The 16,776-nt window shown below is 33.7% G+C and carries 13 protein-coding genes; 4 read left to right on the forward strand and 9 right to left on the reverse strand.

The window, feature by feature from the left end; genetic code table 11:
* Nucleotides 1-1,662 precede the first annotated feature (1,662 nt).
* The 3 genes from HND39_10705 to HND39_10715 form a co-directional block, all read right to left on the reverse strand.
* A complete protein-coding gene (locus HND39_10705) occupies nucleotides 1,663-2,886 on the reverse strand; it encodes a T9SS type A sorting domain-containing protein (GenBank protein QKJ96710.1) in 1,224 nt (407 codons plus the stop codon).
* Nucleotides 2,887-3,094: 208 nt separating this feature from the next.
* The gene (locus HND39_10710; protein QKJ96711.1) at nucleotides 3,095-4,003 is read right to left on the reverse strand and encodes a cation transporter; all 909 of its coding nucleotides are present in this window, start codon (nucleotides 4,001-4,003) and stop codon (nucleotides 3,095-3,097) included.
* 100 nt (nucleotides 4,004-4,103) lie between these two features.
* Nucleotides 4,104-5,693: a carboxypeptidase regulatory-like domain-containing protein gene (locus tag HND39_10715; GenBank protein QKJ96712.1), complete on the reverse strand. Its 1,590-nt coding sequence runs from the start codon at nucleotides 5,691-5,693 to the stop codon at nucleotides 4,104-4,106.
* Between the two features lie 232 nt (nucleotides 5,694-5,925).
* Between HND39_10715 and HND39_10720 the strand changes: the two genes are divergently transcribed.
* Genes HND39_10720 through HND39_10735 form a run of 4 tightly spaced genes read left to right on the forward strand, consistent with a single transcriptional unit; the run spans nucleotide 5,926 to nucleotide 10,800 of the window.
* The gene (locus HND39_10720) at nucleotides 5,926-6,306 is read left to right on the forward strand and encodes an RNA polymerase sigma factor (GenBank protein QKJ96713.1); all 381 of its coding nucleotides are present in this window, start codon (nucleotides 5,926-5,928) and stop codon (nucleotides 6,304-6,306) included.
* A 59-nt stretch (nucleotides 6,307-6,365) separates the two neighbouring features.
* Nucleotides 6,366-7,337: a hypothetical protein gene (locus tag HND39_10725; GenBank protein ID QKJ96714.1), complete on the forward strand. Its 972-nt coding sequence runs from the start codon at nucleotides 6,366-6,368 to the stop codon at nucleotides 7,335-7,337.
* A gap of 3 nt (nucleotides 7,338-7,340) precedes the next feature.
* Nucleotides 7,341-10,481 (forward strand): tetratricopeptide repeat protein, encoded by a 3,141-nt coding sequence (locus HND39_10730; GenBank protein QKJ96715.1) that lies wholly within the window; start codon nucleotides 7,341-7,343, stop codon nucleotides 10,479-10,481.
* Nucleotides 10,438-10,800, forward strand: a complete 363-nt coding sequence (locus tag HND39_10735; protein ID QKJ96716.1) for a CHAT domain-containing protein — start codon at nucleotides 10,438-10,440, stop codon at nucleotides 10,798-10,800. The genes HND39_10730 and HND39_10735 overlap by 44 nt, the downstream gene beginning before the upstream one ends.
* A gap of 15 nt (nucleotides 10,801-10,815) precedes the next feature.
* Here the strand turns inward: HND39_10735 and HND39_10740 are convergent, their stop codons facing one another.
* The 6 genes from HND39_10740 to HND39_10765 all read right to left on the reverse strand — a co-directional run bounded on the left by HND39_10740 (nucleotide 10,816) and on the right by HND39_10765 (nucleotide 16,768).
* A complete protein-coding gene (locus tag HND39_10740; GenBank protein ID QKJ96717.1) occupies nucleotides 10,816-11,418 on the reverse strand; it encodes a tetratricopeptide repeat protein in 603 nt (200 codons plus the stop codon).
* A 30-nt stretch (nucleotides 11,419-11,448) separates the two neighbouring features.
* On the reverse strand, nucleotides 11,449-12,324 hold the full coding sequence (locus HND39_10745; protein QKJ96718.1) for a hypothetical protein: 876 nt from the start codon (nucleotides 12,322-12,324) through the stop codon (nucleotides 11,449-11,451).
* Between the two features lie 333 nt (nucleotides 12,325-12,657).
* Nucleotides 12,658-13,002 (reverse strand): hypothetical protein, encoded by a 345-nt coding sequence (locus HND39_10750; protein ID QKJ96719.1) that lies wholly within the window; start codon nucleotides 13,000-13,002, stop codon nucleotides 12,658-12,660.
* Between the two features lie 36 nt (nucleotides 13,003-13,038).
* Nucleotides 13,039-14,418, reverse strand: coding sequence for a thiol oxidoreductase (locus HND39_10755; GenBank protein QKJ96720.1), 1,380 nt, complete (start codon nucleotides 14,416-14,418; stop codon nucleotides 13,039-13,041).
* A 10-nt stretch (nucleotides 14,419-14,428) separates the two neighbouring features.
* Nucleotides 14,429-15,478 (reverse strand): peptidase M75, encoded by a 1,050-nt coding sequence (locus tag HND39_10760; protein QKJ96721.1) that lies wholly within the window; start codon nucleotides 15,476-15,478, stop codon nucleotides 14,429-14,431.
* Between the two features lie 24 nt (nucleotides 15,479-15,502).
* Nucleotides 15,503-16,768: a hypothetical protein gene (locus HND39_10765; GenBank protein QKJ96722.1), complete on the reverse strand. Its 1,266-nt coding sequence runs from the start codon at nucleotides 16,766-16,768 to the stop codon at nucleotides 15,503-15,505.
* Between the last annotated feature and the right edge of the window lie 8 nt (nucleotides 16,769-16,776).

The following is a 16,776-nucleotide window of genomic DNA, read 5'->3' on the forward strand; positions in this document are numbered from 1 at the left end:
ACCCAACCATCAAGTAATGAGGTAAAATGAATATCTTCTGCTGAGGACATACTTGAAGGTTTATTAACGGTCGCTGTCCAATTCGTTCCTCCATCAGTGCTCATAAATACCTGACCTGTTTCATCAACAAGTACGGCTTCATTTGTTCCAACAGCCTGAACTGCTTTAAGATTATTTTGTGAAAATCTTTCATGTATTATCCAAGGTGTAAATCCATCACTCGAAAGAAGTGTCCCATTATCACCAACAGCAAGAAGGTTTCCATTTGAAAACATCGCAACATCATTTAGTGATTTTCCTGTACCACTTGAAATCTGGAACCACGAAGCACCTGAGTCAGTTGTTTTAATAACGAAGCCAGCACCATAAGCAAAATAGCCAACCTGAGTATTAGAAAAATATGGAGCAGAGCTATTGAAGAAACTTGGCTGTTGACCTCTTGAAACGAAAGTTTGTGTCCAATTCAATCCGGCATTAATAGATTGATGCATATTTCCAATTTCATCAGACGCAACAATAGTTTGAAAATCAACTACAGTAAATTCATCAACACCTTCAGGAATTATTTCTCCGAGATCTGTCCAGCTTTGTCCTCCATCTGAAGATCTTAAAACTCTGTCATCATAATTCGGCCAACCACCAGTTCTTCCCCATGCAATAATTACGCTTGAGGAGATTGCTGTTAGTTTAGTTCTTCCATTGGTTGAGACTACCGGACTCCACGTTAGTCCACCATCATCTGAACGATAAAAGGTTTCATTTATTATGCTAATTGCAATTGTATCTGAAAGAAAAACAGCCGCCTTTGCATCACCTGAAAGAACGGAGATGAATGTATTTCCACCATCATTTGATCTGAAAACACCGGCTTCAGAAACACCAAGTCCAATCTGATCATTTGTAAAATCAAATGCGAAAATATTATTTGGAGATACAACCCAGTTATTTCCTGCATCATAACTAACATACCGATCAAAATTTCCTGTTGCTAATCCGAAAGTTGTCGTATAAAATTTCATAAAATATGTTGAACCGAGAAAGGGAAGTTGTGTCCAGTTAGTTCCTCCGTCAGTTGTTCGATAATTATCGTTACCGAAAGCCCAGCCATTCTGACTATCGAGAAAAAATAATCCATTAAAGCCATCGAATAAACTGAAGGGAATGTTCCGCTGAACCCATGTGTTTCCACCATCATTCGATTCGAATAACGCACCACTATTGTCGAAAGAATTATCTTCGGTTGCGATAAAAACACGGTCAGCAGTTGGTGCTCCAACTCCTCTTACATCCAGAAAAGTTGGAATCGGACTTTGCGTGTTCCATTGTGCTGTAACATTTAAGTTAACTATGAATAATATTAACAATATGACAGGGGTTAAATATGATTTGACCCTGATATTTCGATCAGCAATTACATAAGGTTTAAATAGCATCCGCATAATAAAATCCTTTTCGGTTAAACGTTATTTATTCATAATAGTGTCTGAGCGATAAAAGATAGTGACATTTCTCTTAAATATTACAAAAAAGATATACCATTAGCTAAAGATGGACAAAAAGTTCTGTCTGTAATATTTTTTAATGAATAATCATACTATCTCAAGAGAAAAAACCCTCCCAGAAAGGAACCTGAGAGGGTGAATCATTAGATTGTTCGGTAAGTTATTTTGTAAGGATCATCTTCCGTGTGTATTTGAAATTGTTACTGCTTAACGTATAAAATAACACGCCGCTGTTTAATCCATCAGCATTGAATTCGATACTATATGAACCAGCTGATAAAACCTGATTTACGAGAGTTTTGACTTCAACACCTAAAGTGTTGTAAACCTTTAGCGATATGAATCCTGATGCGGGAATTGAAAACCAAATTGTTGTAGAAGGATTAAACGGATTCGGATAATTTTGTTCGAGGTTATAATTAAATGCAATATTATTTTCCAAATCGATTCCGCTTGGTGATGAGTAATTCGTAATTATTACTCCAAATTCTCCGACACCCCATACATTAATTCCATCGAAAGAATGAATAGAATTTAAATCCTGTATGGTTTGTGATTGTTCCGCAATCCAATTTAATCCTGCGTTTGTTGTTGAGTATAAATTTCCTGCATCTCCTACAACCCAACCAATGGACTGATTCACAAAATGTAACCCATCCAACTCATGTTGAATTCCTGAAGAACGTGAAACCCAGTTAGTACCACCATCACTTGTGAACATAAAAAATGAATTACTACCACAGGCAAATCCCGTTGACGCATCAATGAATTGAATATCTTTTATATCATCGCTTGCCGGATTGCTCATCGAAGCGAAAGTTGTCCCTCCATTACTTGAAAATAACATTAGACCATTTCTTGCACCGATCCAAACATTCTGATCAATTGCTGCGACACTATGAAGTTCTTGAACAGTACTGGTATTTAAACTTATCCAGGTGTTTCCATTATCAGTAGATTTGAAAGCTACACCTGTATCACCGACAGCAAAATAAGTTGAATTGCCTGCATAAGCTGCTCCATTGAAATCCGTGTTTGTGCCGCTGTTTTTTAAAATCCAATTTGTGCCGCCATTTGTAGTGGTGAAAATTTCTCCGTCATCGCCAACAACAATTCCATTGCTTGCATCTTTAAATACAATTTGATTCAGATCTGAACTTGTTAATGTAGAAACGGTCCAGGTATCTCCGGAATTTGTGGTATGAAGCATAACTCCGTCATCTCCGCATATCCAGCCTTCAGTGGAAGTGATCATGTGAATTCCTTCCAATTCTTTGATTGTATTTGAATTTTGAATGTGCCAGTTTTGTGCGAAGGAAAGTGAAGTGATCAAAATGGAAATAATAATTGCAGTTGATACTCTGGTAAAAATATAGTTATTCATTTTATACTCCTTATTATTTATTGAAATTTGCTGTTGATTAGAAAACTTAATGTTTATTTACTTTTTTTTGTTTAATTCTATTTATTTTATGCTGACATAGATATAGTGTCTATTAACTCACAAAGGTGACATAGAATTATCAGCGTCACCGAGAGATTTATAGGGATTATTGAGTGAGTTTTAAATAATGAAGAATTTAATTGAAGTATTAATTTATCTGACTCGGGAAATATGGTTCTATATGGACGAGAACATTAGTAATGTTTGAATATTCTTTCATCAATTCATCTTTCACTTTATGTGCAATTTCATGTCCTTTATAGACAGGAAGGTTTGCATCAACTAATACATGAATATCAACGAAGTAATCAAAACCCATTTTGCGTACGTAGCATTTATCAATCCCCATAACATTCTCAACTTTTCCTGCTATATCTCTTACTTTTTGAATTATCTGAGTAGGAGGTGCTGTATCGAGAAGTTCAAAAAGTGCAGGCTTGAAAATCCTATACGCATTGAAAATTATTATCACTGACGCAAATAAAGCAGCGAAGTCGTCAGCAGATTCATATCCTTTTCCACCGATCAGAGCTATTGAAATTCCGATGAATGCTGCTGCTGAAGTTATTGCATCACTTCTATGATGCCATGCATCACTTTTAATTGCAACACTGTTTGCAGTTGTGCCAACTTTAATTACAAACCTGAACAATGTTTCTTTAGTTATGATTACAAATATGAGTACAATTAATGTAAAAGGTTCTGGTGCGTGATGAGGTGTAATGATTTCGTACACACTTTGAACGATAATTGCCATTGCAGCAATAAAAATTCCGAAGGCAACTGCAACTCCGGCAAACGGTTCAGCTTTGCCGTGACCATAAGGATGATTTTCATCTGCGGGTTTTGCGGCAAAATATAATCCGGTTAAAATAATCGAAGAAGTGAAAATATCTGTGAGCGATTCAATACCGTCAGCAATAAGTGCGTATGAATTTCCAATAATTCCAGTAAAGATTTTTACTGCTGCGAGAACGAAGCTGGTAATTATTCCGGTTAACGTGGTTTTCAATCCACGTTTAATAAAACTTTTGTTGTTGTCAGATTTTGTATTCAAATTTAAATGAAATGATTAATTACTCACTAATTTAATCAATCAAATTCAAACAATCAGAAGTTTTTGAGATTTGAAAGTGAAAAGTAAATTTAATTTTGTGTTACTTCAGAAGCAGCATTTTTCGGCTTAGTCTGAAGTGATTTGCATCAAGAATCACAAAATAAATTCCTGATGATAATCCTTTTCCATCAAATACAACCGAATGTAAACCGGATGAAAGTTCATCATCAATCAGATTTGATATAGTTTCGCCAAGAATATTAATCACTTTTAATCGGACATAAGAAGTGGATGGTAAATAAAATGAAATATTTGTTGTTGGATTAAATGGGTTCGGATAGTTCTGATGTAAAAAATAATCTTTAGAAATCTGAACATCATCAGATATGTCATCAATAATGAAAGTTATGTTTATTCCACCCGCTATCACATTCAATGAATCTATTGTTACGATTTGACTAAACGCATTATCAAAACCGATTTTCTGTGCAACAATTTCGTATGTGCCGTAAGGAATATTATATATACTATAGTTTGCTTTTTCTTTTCCAAAATTATAAGAGTATAAAGCATTTGTGTTAATGTTTCGTGCGAGAAGAGTTATGCCTTCATAATTTGTCTGGTCGGAGAATGAAGTAAAATTGATCGAACCTTGAATAGTTCCATTTCCGTAAGATGAGTCCCGCACCAGTGAAATATTTTTATCTGTAACGCCACCATTAATATAAATTGAATCTGCATTCTGCCAGAAGACAGATGCAACTCCTTCATCATTGTAATATCCTGGTAAAAAATTATTTGTGTATGCCTGAAGGAAATAGTAGCTGCTCAATTCCGCATAAACTGTATAACTTCCATCCGGTTTAACGAAACCGGCAAAAGCGTTCAATGTATCTGTAAGAAATTGGTTTCCTTTTGATAGCGGAGAAGGAACGTGTGTACCTGTTCTTACAATAATGATTCCTTTGTCAATGTTTATAGTGTTAGTTGAATCGAAAACCTGTCCGGAAACAGAATTTGTGAAGTTAGTAATCCGCTTCATATTGAAATTGACGGTCAAAGTATCGTCATCATCAATTTCAATTAGTTCTGCAAAAAACGGATCATAAGTACTATCTTTAAACAAAACATAGTAACCGTTTCTTTCTGCGGCAATTGTGTAATCACCTTCAGGCAATTCTACTTGATAATTCCCAGATGCATCTGTTATAGCTTTGTCGATTAAATAAATTCCGTTATAGAAAAAGTAAATTGAAGTACTGTCAAGCGGTGTGAGGCTATCTCGGACAGTTCCAACAACAAAACCGAAATCATCCTCATAAAATTCTATTTCCACTTTAAGTTCTTCAACATTATTTATCCCATTATTATAAACAAACATTGTATCCGAAGTATCGCTATATGTTATATAATAAAAACCCACAAGAGTAACATTCATTTTGACTGAGTCATTCGGAAGTATCGTGAAAGGGATCTGTTGATTTTCCTCAAAATCCAGAATATAATCGGAACGATTATAATCAATGCTGTCTATCGTAAGAACTGCATTGCCTTTATTAATTAAATATGTATAATCTATTCTGCTGAATAGATCTTCAAATTCAATTTTGTTTGGCTTAATGTCCAATTCAGGCTGAGCTGCCAGAACAGCGGTAATAAAAATTACCAGCGATAATACTTTTTGCTTCATATCCTAACGCGTTTTTTTAACTTAGTATCAAGTTTAGTAATTTCGTGACAAAAATAAAGAGAGAAACATCAATTATTTAAATATTTCTGGTCAGGAGTTAAATCTTCTTCTTCAGAGGGCAAAGGATGGCGATTCTCAATCCTTCTCGAAACTATCCGCATACATTCGTCAGATTTCTTATTCTTATTATCTATCAAAATACAATCAGAAGAGAATAAAAAATCTTGATGATGTGGACGACCTTACGCAAAATGTTTACCTTTCTTTTGCTGAGCAGTATCAAATCGTTAATGAACCTGAAAAATGGCTCAGAAGAGTGTTGTTCTTAAACTTTGTTAGATGGTATAAATCAGAAAAAAATAAAACTTTTTCCTCACTTAAAGAAAATCTGCCGGCACCGGATAAATTTTCAGAAGCTGCGGATATAATTGACGCTGAACGAGTCTTGAATCTGATGAATACACTAAGTGAAGAGAAACAGGAAATTGTCAAACTAAGATTTTGGGGTGATTTGAAATTCAATGAGATTGCTGAGAAATTGAACAAGAATGAAGCTGCTGTTAAGAAAATGTTTTACAGGACTTTACTTGAGTTGAAGGAAAAATTAGAATAAATGTCACGAAATCATTATCTGTGATACTAAATGGTTGATAATCAATAAAATTGGTAGCAATGGAAAATCAAGAAAAAATATTTGAACTGCTTGATAAGCAGAACTTGACAGAGAATGAACAGAAATTATTAATGCAATATTCTGAGAAGGATGCTGAGATAAAGTCATTCATTAATATTTATAACAAACTCAAATCATCAATTTCATTGGGTGGACATATACCTGCGGAATTATTAGCATCATATATTTTGTATGAAGAGGAGAATGATTCAGGTGATAAAATAATGCAAATTCTCAGTGGAAGAATAAAAACTCACCTTGCAGATTGTGCAGAATGTAAAAATGTTTTTAACGATTTAAGAACCGAATACTCGCTGATAGATGAACATGTAAGTAAATCTGTAACTCAAAAATCAGAATCCGGCAAAAGTATTTCTATCAATAATTCTATATTTAAGCGAACAAGCTTCTTCAAATATGCGGTTGCTGCAATGGTAGTGATTGTTGTTTCCTACATTGGGTTGTTCTTTGTTTCATCTTCAATAACACCTGATTACAAAAGAAATATTTTTAAAAACGAAAGTGAAAATTCCTATTTAACACGTGGAAGAACTTCACCATTATTTCAACAGGGTTTAAATGCTATTGACGAGAAAAATTATTCTAAAGCTATTGAGTTTTTATCACAGGATATTGATGAGCATAAAAATGAAAAATCAATTTTTTATTCTCACTACGTTTTGGGGCTCACTTATCTCCGTGCCTCTGAGTCTGATTTCCTGGGCTTGTTCAATTCTTATAACATTGAAAATGTTAATTTAGCAATTACCAACTTTAATGAATCAATTGATAAAAATAATTCAGGAAGCTATGAAAGTCTGAAACTGAATACTTACTACTATCTCGGGCGAGCATATCTCTTAATTGATGACAGCAATTCTGCAATTTCAAACTTCCAAAAAGTTATCGAAGGTAATGGTAGTTTTGCACCAGAAGCAGCAAAATTAATTTCTGAGCTGGAGAAGAATTGATCGATGTTTCATTTAAAAAATTTTATTGTCTTTGCTATTTTTTTGATTTTAGCTTTGCTGATATTCGGAGGCAAGTTAAATTTTAATCAATCCGGCTCATCCTCAGAATCAGATAATCCTAAAAAATTTTCAAATACAGATTCGCTTGCAGAAACCTCAAAAAAATTCAAATACTATCTTGATCTTATATTAAACAATCCAATTGATAAACAAAAAATTCAATTAAGTTTAAAATCTTTTCAACCTTCATTTGAAAGAGAATACCTCTCAGCATTGTTGGAAAAAAGGTCAGGTCGATATGAGGAATCTTTCAAAGGATTTTTTTCATTGCTTGATAAGCTTCCAACTTATCCGGGGTTTTATGAGGAGTTAGCTTTATCGGCTAAAATTTCTGATAATCTGAATAAAATAACAGACTGGCTGAAGGTTCGTAAAGATGGTTCTGGTAATCCATTCTATTTATATCTTGAAGCAATGGTTGAATTTCAAAATGGGCAAACAACAGTTGGAGTTGAGAAATTAGAATTATTAGTTAACCAGAATTTTATTTTTAAGGAACTTTTTGTTCAACTTGCAAATGCATATAGAATTCTCGGTAACTATGATAAATCTTTCATCTGTCTTCTCAAAGCAGAAAAATTATGTTCGGACAATGATCCGTTTCTTGCCAAAATTATTAATCTGAAAGGAACAATATATTATCTGTCGGGTGAATATGATAAAGCAAATGCCGAATATAAATCAGCGTTGAAAAAATCTCAATCAACCGGGAATAAAATTGAAGAAATAAAATCTGTTGCTAACCTTGCAATTATTAAAGATCTTTATGGAGAAATCTATGAAGCAAGAGATGACTTTCATCAGGCTATTGAGATGGCAAAAATTATTGAGAATACAGAATTGCTGGCTTTTCTTCATTCTGAATTGGGCGTTTCTTATACATATACGAATAATCTTATTGATTCACGCAAGAATTATGAAACAAGTTTGGAACTCTATGAACTAATAAAAAACACAGAGAGATTATCTTATCTTTCAAGTAACATTGGCTCATTATACTTGCAGATTTCTAATTACAATTCAGCGTTCGAATACTTCAAAAAAGGTTTAACTCATGCCGGTGAAAATAAATTTGCTAAAATATTGAACCTCACCGGGCTTGGTGATGTTTACTCGAACGAATCTAATTATGCAAAAGCTCTGGAATATTATTCGCTTGCAAAAGCTATTGCAGATTCAGTAAAGGATGTTTCTTCGATCCTCAAAATCGAACAGGGGATTGGTGCATTATACTTCAATGTCAACAAACCTTATGAAGCTCTTGAAATTTTAATGAAAACCGAATCGAAAATATCATCTACAGAATCACCTTATGAACAGATTAAATTATTTTCAAAAATTGGTACCGTTCTCACTTCAGTTGATAGTTTAGCAGCGGCTGAAAACTACTTTGAAAAGGCACTTAGCCTCGCAGAATATGTTGATGATATTTATAGTTCATTATTGATTAAAACTGAACTTGCTCACAATTCATATCAGCAAAATAATTATGACAAAGCATTAAAACTTTTAAATCAAGTTCAAACTTTATCAAAAAAATATGATCTCACACAACTTTTTGGAGTGCAGGAATTTTACAAAGGGAAAATTTTTTGTGCACAGCGAAAGAATAATTTATCAGACAGGAATCTTGAAAACGCTTTCAATATTAGTGGTGAAGTGCATGATTACAATAATCAAATCGAAGCTGCATATTTACTGGGAAAGAATTTTGATGAAAGAACTGAATATTCAAAAGCAGAAACTTGGTACAATAATGCTATTAAAATAATTGAAAGAATTTCTTTATCGTTGACGCTTAATCAGGAAATTCAGATATCACATTTTTCAGGAGTGAATTCAGTGTATAACTCACTTGCTGAATTGTATTTAAAGCAGGGAAAAGGCAAGGAAGCATTTTTTATAATTGATAAAGCAAGATCGCGGAATACAAAATCAAATCTTAACAGATTAAAACTGCTTGCGCATCTTAAAAATGAAAGCGAGTACAAACAGTTGATTGATTTACAATGGATGATTACTTCCGGGTTGTATGATAAATCTGTGACAGACTCACTTGATCAGTTATTAGCTGACTTCACAAAAAATTTAAGTTCGCGTTCAAAAGAACTTGAAGCTTTACTTAACTCTGACTATTCATTAGATATTTCTGAATTGCAGAAAGGTTTTACAGATGATGATTATATAATATCAGTGTATGTCAGTGATGAGTTTTTAACCCTGTTCAGTTTAAGTTCAGCTAATTTCAATTTTAAAACTTTACCGATAAATCGTGATAGTCTCATTGCGATGCTGCAAAGTGTATCACCGGTTTATCAGTCCGATCTGGAAAGTCAGGAAATTTATATCAATGAAGATTTATTCTCATTCAATGCATTAGCTTCGTTCAAACTGTATAATTCAGTGTTTAAAGATTTTCTTGTTTCAATTCCAAAAAATTCAAACCTGATTTTTAATCTGCCAACAGAGCTTTTAAAATTTCCGGTTGAAATGTTAGTTACAGAATGGAGAACAGGAGAGAGTCCTTATTTATATAGTGATAAAAGTTTTCTGCTTAACGATTATAAAATATCATATTCACCTTCATCAACTATTTATATTATGCAGAATTATAATTCTGTAAATGTGAGCGATCAAAATTTACTTATCGGTGATCCATACATAATGGATTCAGAATATTCGCTAAGTGTGCGAAGTGGATTATTGAACATAAACCCCACAAATTCAAGAAGTATTTCATTGTCCCCTCTGAAATATTCGAAAAACGAAATTGAAAGTATAGATGAAACAATTAACAGCAACCTGATATTTAAATCAGAAGAAGCAACAGAAACTAACTTTAAAAATAATGCGCATCAAAGTAATGTTATCCATATCTCAACACATTCTTTTCTGATCAAAGATCAGCCACTAATTTTATTTGCAAATCAAAATGATGGTCAGGATGACGGATTTTTAGAACTTGGCGAAATTGTTCAATTAAATCTGAATAGTGATTTAGTTGTATTAAGTTCCTGTCGTTCGGGTCTTGGCAGACTTGATGAAGCTGGAAGGAATTATAGGAATGCAAAAAGCTTTCTTTGATGCCGGAAGTAAAAGCGTATTAGTTTCTTTGTGGGATGTGAATGATAAATACACATCATTTTTTATGAAGGATTTTTATACTCATCTGGCGAATGGAAAATCCAAAACCGAAGCATTAAGACAAACAAAACTGGACTTTATAAAAAATTATTCGGCAAATCCCTACTATTGGTCTGCGTTTGTTTTGTCAGGCAATTCATCTCCAATAAATATTGAACAAGCCTCACCAGTGAGTATTGTTAATGTGTTGACGATTCTTTTACTGGCATCCATAATTTATTTTATTTTTTCAAGGATCCGTTCAAGAAAATCAAGATAATATTTTTAAGAAAATTTAAAGTTTACCCAAATACTCTTCTGCTAACTTTGCCGTTTCACTTTCCGGATTAATTGAAATCACTTTATTCCAGATTTCTTTCGCTTTTTCTTTATTCCCCTGTGTTGCTGCAACTGCACCAATGTTAAAAAGTGCCATTTGATTTTTTGGATCGAAGGCAAGTACCTTTTTATTTACTTCTTCACATTTAACGAAATCCTGCTGGTTGTAATAGATTAATGCGAGCGAGAAATAAACATCTGTCCTTTTTGGATTAATATCCAGAATTTTATTGTAGTACGAAATTGCTTCGTCCATTTTGTGAGAAGCTGAAAGATAATCAGCATAGTTCTTTAATGCGGTTGTATCATTCGGATTCTTTTTTACTGCCTGCTCAAGTTCAGCCAATCTTTTTTTGTATTCCTCATTTACATTTTCTTTACCAGGTGAAGAATTCATTTGATTCTTTAATTGTTTGTGAACATCGTCATCAGGTATATTCTGTTCGTTATTAATTGTAATATCAGTTGAGTTGGAATTTTCCTGAATAGCTACGATGATTAGTATGATAATCGCTATCAGAACAACTACACTGTATAAGTAAATGGGTTTAAATTTCATTTCATTCCTCTTCAATAATCATTGACTAAATTAAAAGATCCATTTGTAACCGAAAATAATTGTAACTGCAACGTGAATAATCATTATAACAAACATTGTGATCGCAAATGGCAGATGGAAAATATGCCACCAGTGAAATAACTTTTGAAATGTTCTTAAAAAAGCAATTCGTCTTGCTACAATAATTTCTGATTTTGCCATTGTGAGAAGTTCTTTTCTTTCTGTTGGATTTATTCCAAGCCATACCATTCTCTTTCCGAGTAGTCTCATCACTTTTTTTAAATCAAAATAATCCCTGAAAATAAAACCAATAGCAGCCGATAAATTAAAAGCTTTGTAACGATCGGCAGAAGATATTCTTTCGAACTCTGAAAGAGTTGAAGCATCTTCACTCAAAACAGTTCTGATTCTTTTTGCGAGATCTTCTTTCATTGAACTTAACTCATTTATACTCAATTCTTGTCCCTGGATAGTTCTTGGTATTTGAACATAAATAAATCTTCCAACAACACCGCTTAAAACCACCAGCACCATACTCCAGAAACTCACTGATACTATTCCCCCAAATTTAAAGGATGTATGATATAAAACGAGAACTGGTCCAACTGAGCAAAGGAAAATATGAAATTCGAGCCAATGCTTCAGGTAACCGAAATTAAAAAATTTTCTGTACCGCTTTCTGATCATATATGTACTGACACCAATGATCATCATCAACGTACCGATAATTCCAAAACCGTGTCCCCAATATCCGCTGGGTTTTAACAGTTCGTGTTGAGAACTGAAAAATCTTTCTTCAAGTGGTGTTGAGTAATACTGATATCCATTTACACCAAGCAGAATAGCTACACTAATCCCAACTGTAAAAAATAAACCGATATAAACTTTATGAATTGTTTTATTCATTATAATAAATAATATAAAATTCAGGTTAATTTATAAACTAAAAATAATTTGTTGGTCTGAATATACTATGAACTATTATATGGAAGAGTATTTATGAAATAAAAGTATCCGATCCGGTGGGACGATTACGGATTTTTACTAATTTTGTTTTTATAACCGATAGCTAAGAACCTTAATCGGACAAGAATGAAATAATTTTTCTGATCTTGCAGATTATAGATAGAAAAGCGTCACAAAAAAAGTTAATAACAAAATATTTGCTGCCAGGTACGTCCAGAATAATCCAGAGTCAGAAATGTGTGTTTGGACTTTTTGTAATAAATCTTTCATATCTCAGTTTAATCTGTTGTTGAATAAATTCTGTAATAAAAAATTTCTGCTGTATGTTTTGCAAGTTTGTCTTCTTTTTGCTGCTACTTCTGATAATAATTCAACTAAATCATTAGTATCCTCGCTGGAAATAGTAACAAGGTATGCACCGGTGTAGGTTTTAAGATCGAAATCTTTTGTCTCGATATTCTTTTTATTTATAATATCTAATTGATTTAATAGTTGTTGAAAGCCAGCGAAGGAAAAAACGATCTCAGAGTTATTGTAAGTGAGAAAAAACCTATCGTCGTCAGACTGTTTGATTATAATATTATTTTTTCTTGCAATTGTAATTCTTCTGTTTATCATCTCTGTAATTAAAGTTATTTTTATCAACCAGAAATTTCATAAAGAATTAAGAAATACAAGTAAACGATTCCTATCTGAAATATTTAATTGCATAAAATTATTCTTTGATTGTTCTGCTTCTCCTCCATGCCAGAGTATAGCTTCTTCAATATTTCTTGCTCTTCCATCATGAAGAAAATTTGTATGACCGTTAACAACACTCACCAATCCAATTCCCCATAGTGGTGGAGTTCTCCATTCATTTCCATTAGCTCTAAAGTCAGTTCGGTTATCAGCTAATTCATCACCCAAATCGTGTAAAAGCAAATCTGTGTAAGGAAAAATTCTCTGGTCTGAAAGTTCAGATACTGGATGAGTTCCTGTTGTGAATTCCGGTGTATGGCAATTACCACAACCAATTGAAATAAATAATTCCTTACCGGCAATTACATCAGCTTTATCAAAATTCCTTCTCCCGGGAACTGCAAGTGTCTGAACATAAAATTCAACGGATTCAAGAATTTCATTTGAGATTTCAGGATCATCACTAAGTGTGTCACATACTGCATTGTTATGACAATTTTCTAATTGATATAATGGATTTGTAATTCCGATATCATTAACATAGGCAGCAGCAGATTGCTGATATAAATTCGGTTGATTTGCTTTCCAACCAAACCTTCCGAGCTTTGTTGTCTGATCTCTGTCATCATACACATAATTTGGTTTACCTGAAATCCCATTTCCATCTGAATCAAGTTCGTCAGAATTTGCGAGAATATCAGTCTCAGAAATTGCTTCGAGTAATCCCAATCCAAAAACAAATGGTGCAACTCGTGGTGAAATATTAACTCCAGATGGGACTTGTCCTGCTAATTGATAAGTTGGTTTTCTTAAAGAGTATGTATTTCCATCCGGATAATTTCCGATAATTTCAGTATAACTAATTATTACATTACCTTCTGGTTCATATCCGAAGATAGATTTATCCTGAAGTTGTCCACCAAATCCGGGAACGGGATTGGGACCACCGTTAGTTCCTGTTCCATCAATACTAATTCTTATCAGCATCGTTTCAAGTGCTTCATTGCCAAGTGGAGGTCTGCCTCTTCCATCTGCAATATGACAATTAAAGCATGAAACATTATTAAAAAAAGGACCAAGCCCACTGTTAAGTGGTGCGGGTGCTTTTACAAATGATTGTTCAAAATTTAAATCACCAACTAAATGTTTAGAAAGTGATGTGTTTACTAAATTAGCGGCAGGGTTTGAGAAAGCCTGACTGCTGAATATAAAAGTTGTTGTTCCGCCTCCTGAATATTTTTCAGCGGGGTCAACAGGTGATGGTGGATCAGGATTGTTTATATCTTCAGAACAGGAAGTTAGCATAGATAGCAGTAATCCTGAGAACAATAAAATTATAATTCTGTATAGCATAATTTGAATATTAGTTAGTGATTAATGGTTTTACGTCTTCCAGAAAAGTGTTCATCAAAGTATTACATGCGTTGATGGCAGCAGTTATTTCAGCATCAGCATATAGATTATTTCTGAACGGTGCAGGTATTGCATCAATTGCGTTGTAAGCATCTGTTATTTCCTGTCTTACTCTTGTATCAAGATTCTGATTTATGTTCCGGATAAAATCATCCAAACCAACTCCATCAATACCGGATGGATTTCTTCCAAGGTAAGAATTCTCGATGCTTATTATATTATTCTTAAAGTCTGTTAAGGAATTCCAACTGAATTGAGATTCAACACTTTGAACATCTTTTGTATGATACGGAGTTCCAATCTTGCCATTACCAACTTCATCAGCAATAACAATGATTCCTTCAATTATTTCCTGAACTGCCTGAAATTGCGATGCATATCTGCTGCCTGATGAACCGGCTTTAACAAATTCATTTCTGAATCCATTGTGCCATTCGTTATGGAGAGTTTCTGTATCTTCAAGTAAAACTTGAGTTACTGAACTCAAATATTCCTTTTCACGTTGAGTCATATTGGCTGCATTTTTTGGATTCCCATCAATGAATATTAAAAACTCGATTGTATGAAATCCCCTGAGAGAATACCCAAGACCGTTACGAATGAACTCTGGAGTTAAATCAAACTGACTTGACAGAACTGCCTGCAATTGTGCCTGATCTAAAGGCCAGCTATCCATCGATGGATCGAGACTTAAAAAAGCGACAGGACCAAATAAAAATCCCTCACTCATTTCCCACGATTCTCTCGCATCTCTCCACGCGGTACATACTGCATCTAAATTTGCCTGGTTAGAAGTTTGTACAAATAAATCAACAGCAGTTTTTAGCTCACCTGTTTTTTCTTCCAGCTTATGGTAAGTTGCAACAACAACTTCGTCAGCATAATTTGTTATGATTTGAGTGTAATCGTTTTGTCCCGGAGTAACTGGTTCATCATCTGAACATCCCCAGTTAACAAGAAGGATTGTTGATATTAGTAAAGACAGAAGTTTTTTAGACATTTAATATTCTCCTTAGTTTGATTATTAAAATTCTACGAACGAATCGTAAAAACCGATTGAAAGTCCAAAAGTGTTTTCATCATTATAGATAGAATCGAAACCCCCTACTTTGCGCATTGAGTAATCAGCTTTGAGTACAAGGTTTGGCAGAACGAAAAAATTTATTCCAAAAGTGATAAGGTTTCTTTTAAATCGCGGATCTGCGAATACACTTCCTGTCACCTGTTCCATTGAGTTATAGTATTCGTATCGTCCGAATGGGAAAAGTTTCAGGGGTGTATTAGTATCAAAAAATCTTAGAATGTTATAACCTGCTTCAATGTAGTAACTCATAGCTGATTCAGCTACGGGAGTTCTTGGTGATTGAATATTTCTAGATATACTTGAATTTCTCTGGCTTATAATATCTGAGTTAGTAAGATGTCCGAATAAAAATAATCCCCGCGCTATAAAATCATTACTATTATAAGCTGCATGAAAATCTAAAATCCCAACATTTCCGTTGACATTTTGCATATCTTCAGGTTTTGGTCTGTTACCCGAAGTATTTCCATAATAACCGCTTACACCAAAAAGCAAATTTTCAATTCCAGAATAATCCAATCTTATTGCAATAGCGAGATTAGTTGCTTTAATAAATTCAAATTTTTTTTGATGACCTTCTACTATCCATTTTTCTGACGAGAATCCGGTTGATTCTAAACCATTAATCACTTGTGCTCTATAGTTAAGTGAACCGAATAACTTTCCAAAAACTTCTATACCTGTTTCGCTCCAAACAACGGGTATGATTTGTGATTCTGATTCAGGTCGTATTGAGGTGAAATAATCAGTTGGGCGATGAGCTTTGTTTAGTAAACCAACAGGAACGTAAAACCTTCCTACACGTAGTTTCAATTCATCAAGAAAAATTTTTGTGATGTGTAATTCTTCCAGAAGGATTTCTCCTCCTTTTTCAGATTCAAATTCATATTCACCAAATTCTTCGTATTCTAGTTCGAGTGCTGATCCTGTCCCAAGATGTTCGAACTCAACTTCGGTTTCAAGATAGATATCATCTGTGAAATAACTTACTAATGAAAGTGCAAATCTTGGTATATCAACTTCAGCCCGACTGTCAGCGAGTGAGCCGGTTGTTGAAGCTTTTTGATTCGGACCGTAATCGAAGTGTCTGTAAAGTATCTCACCGTAACCACCAAATTTTATTTTTTTTGATTGTTCGGTACTATCCTGAGAGTAAATACAGTTACTGGAAATTAAAATAAAAAGTAATAAGTAAAATTTCTTCAAAAAAACCT

The organism is Ignavibacteriota bacterium (genome assembly GCA_013285405.1).
Taxonomy (GTDB): domain Bacteria; phylum Bacteroidota; class Ignavibacteria; order Ignavibacteriales; family Ignavibacteriaceae; genus IGN2.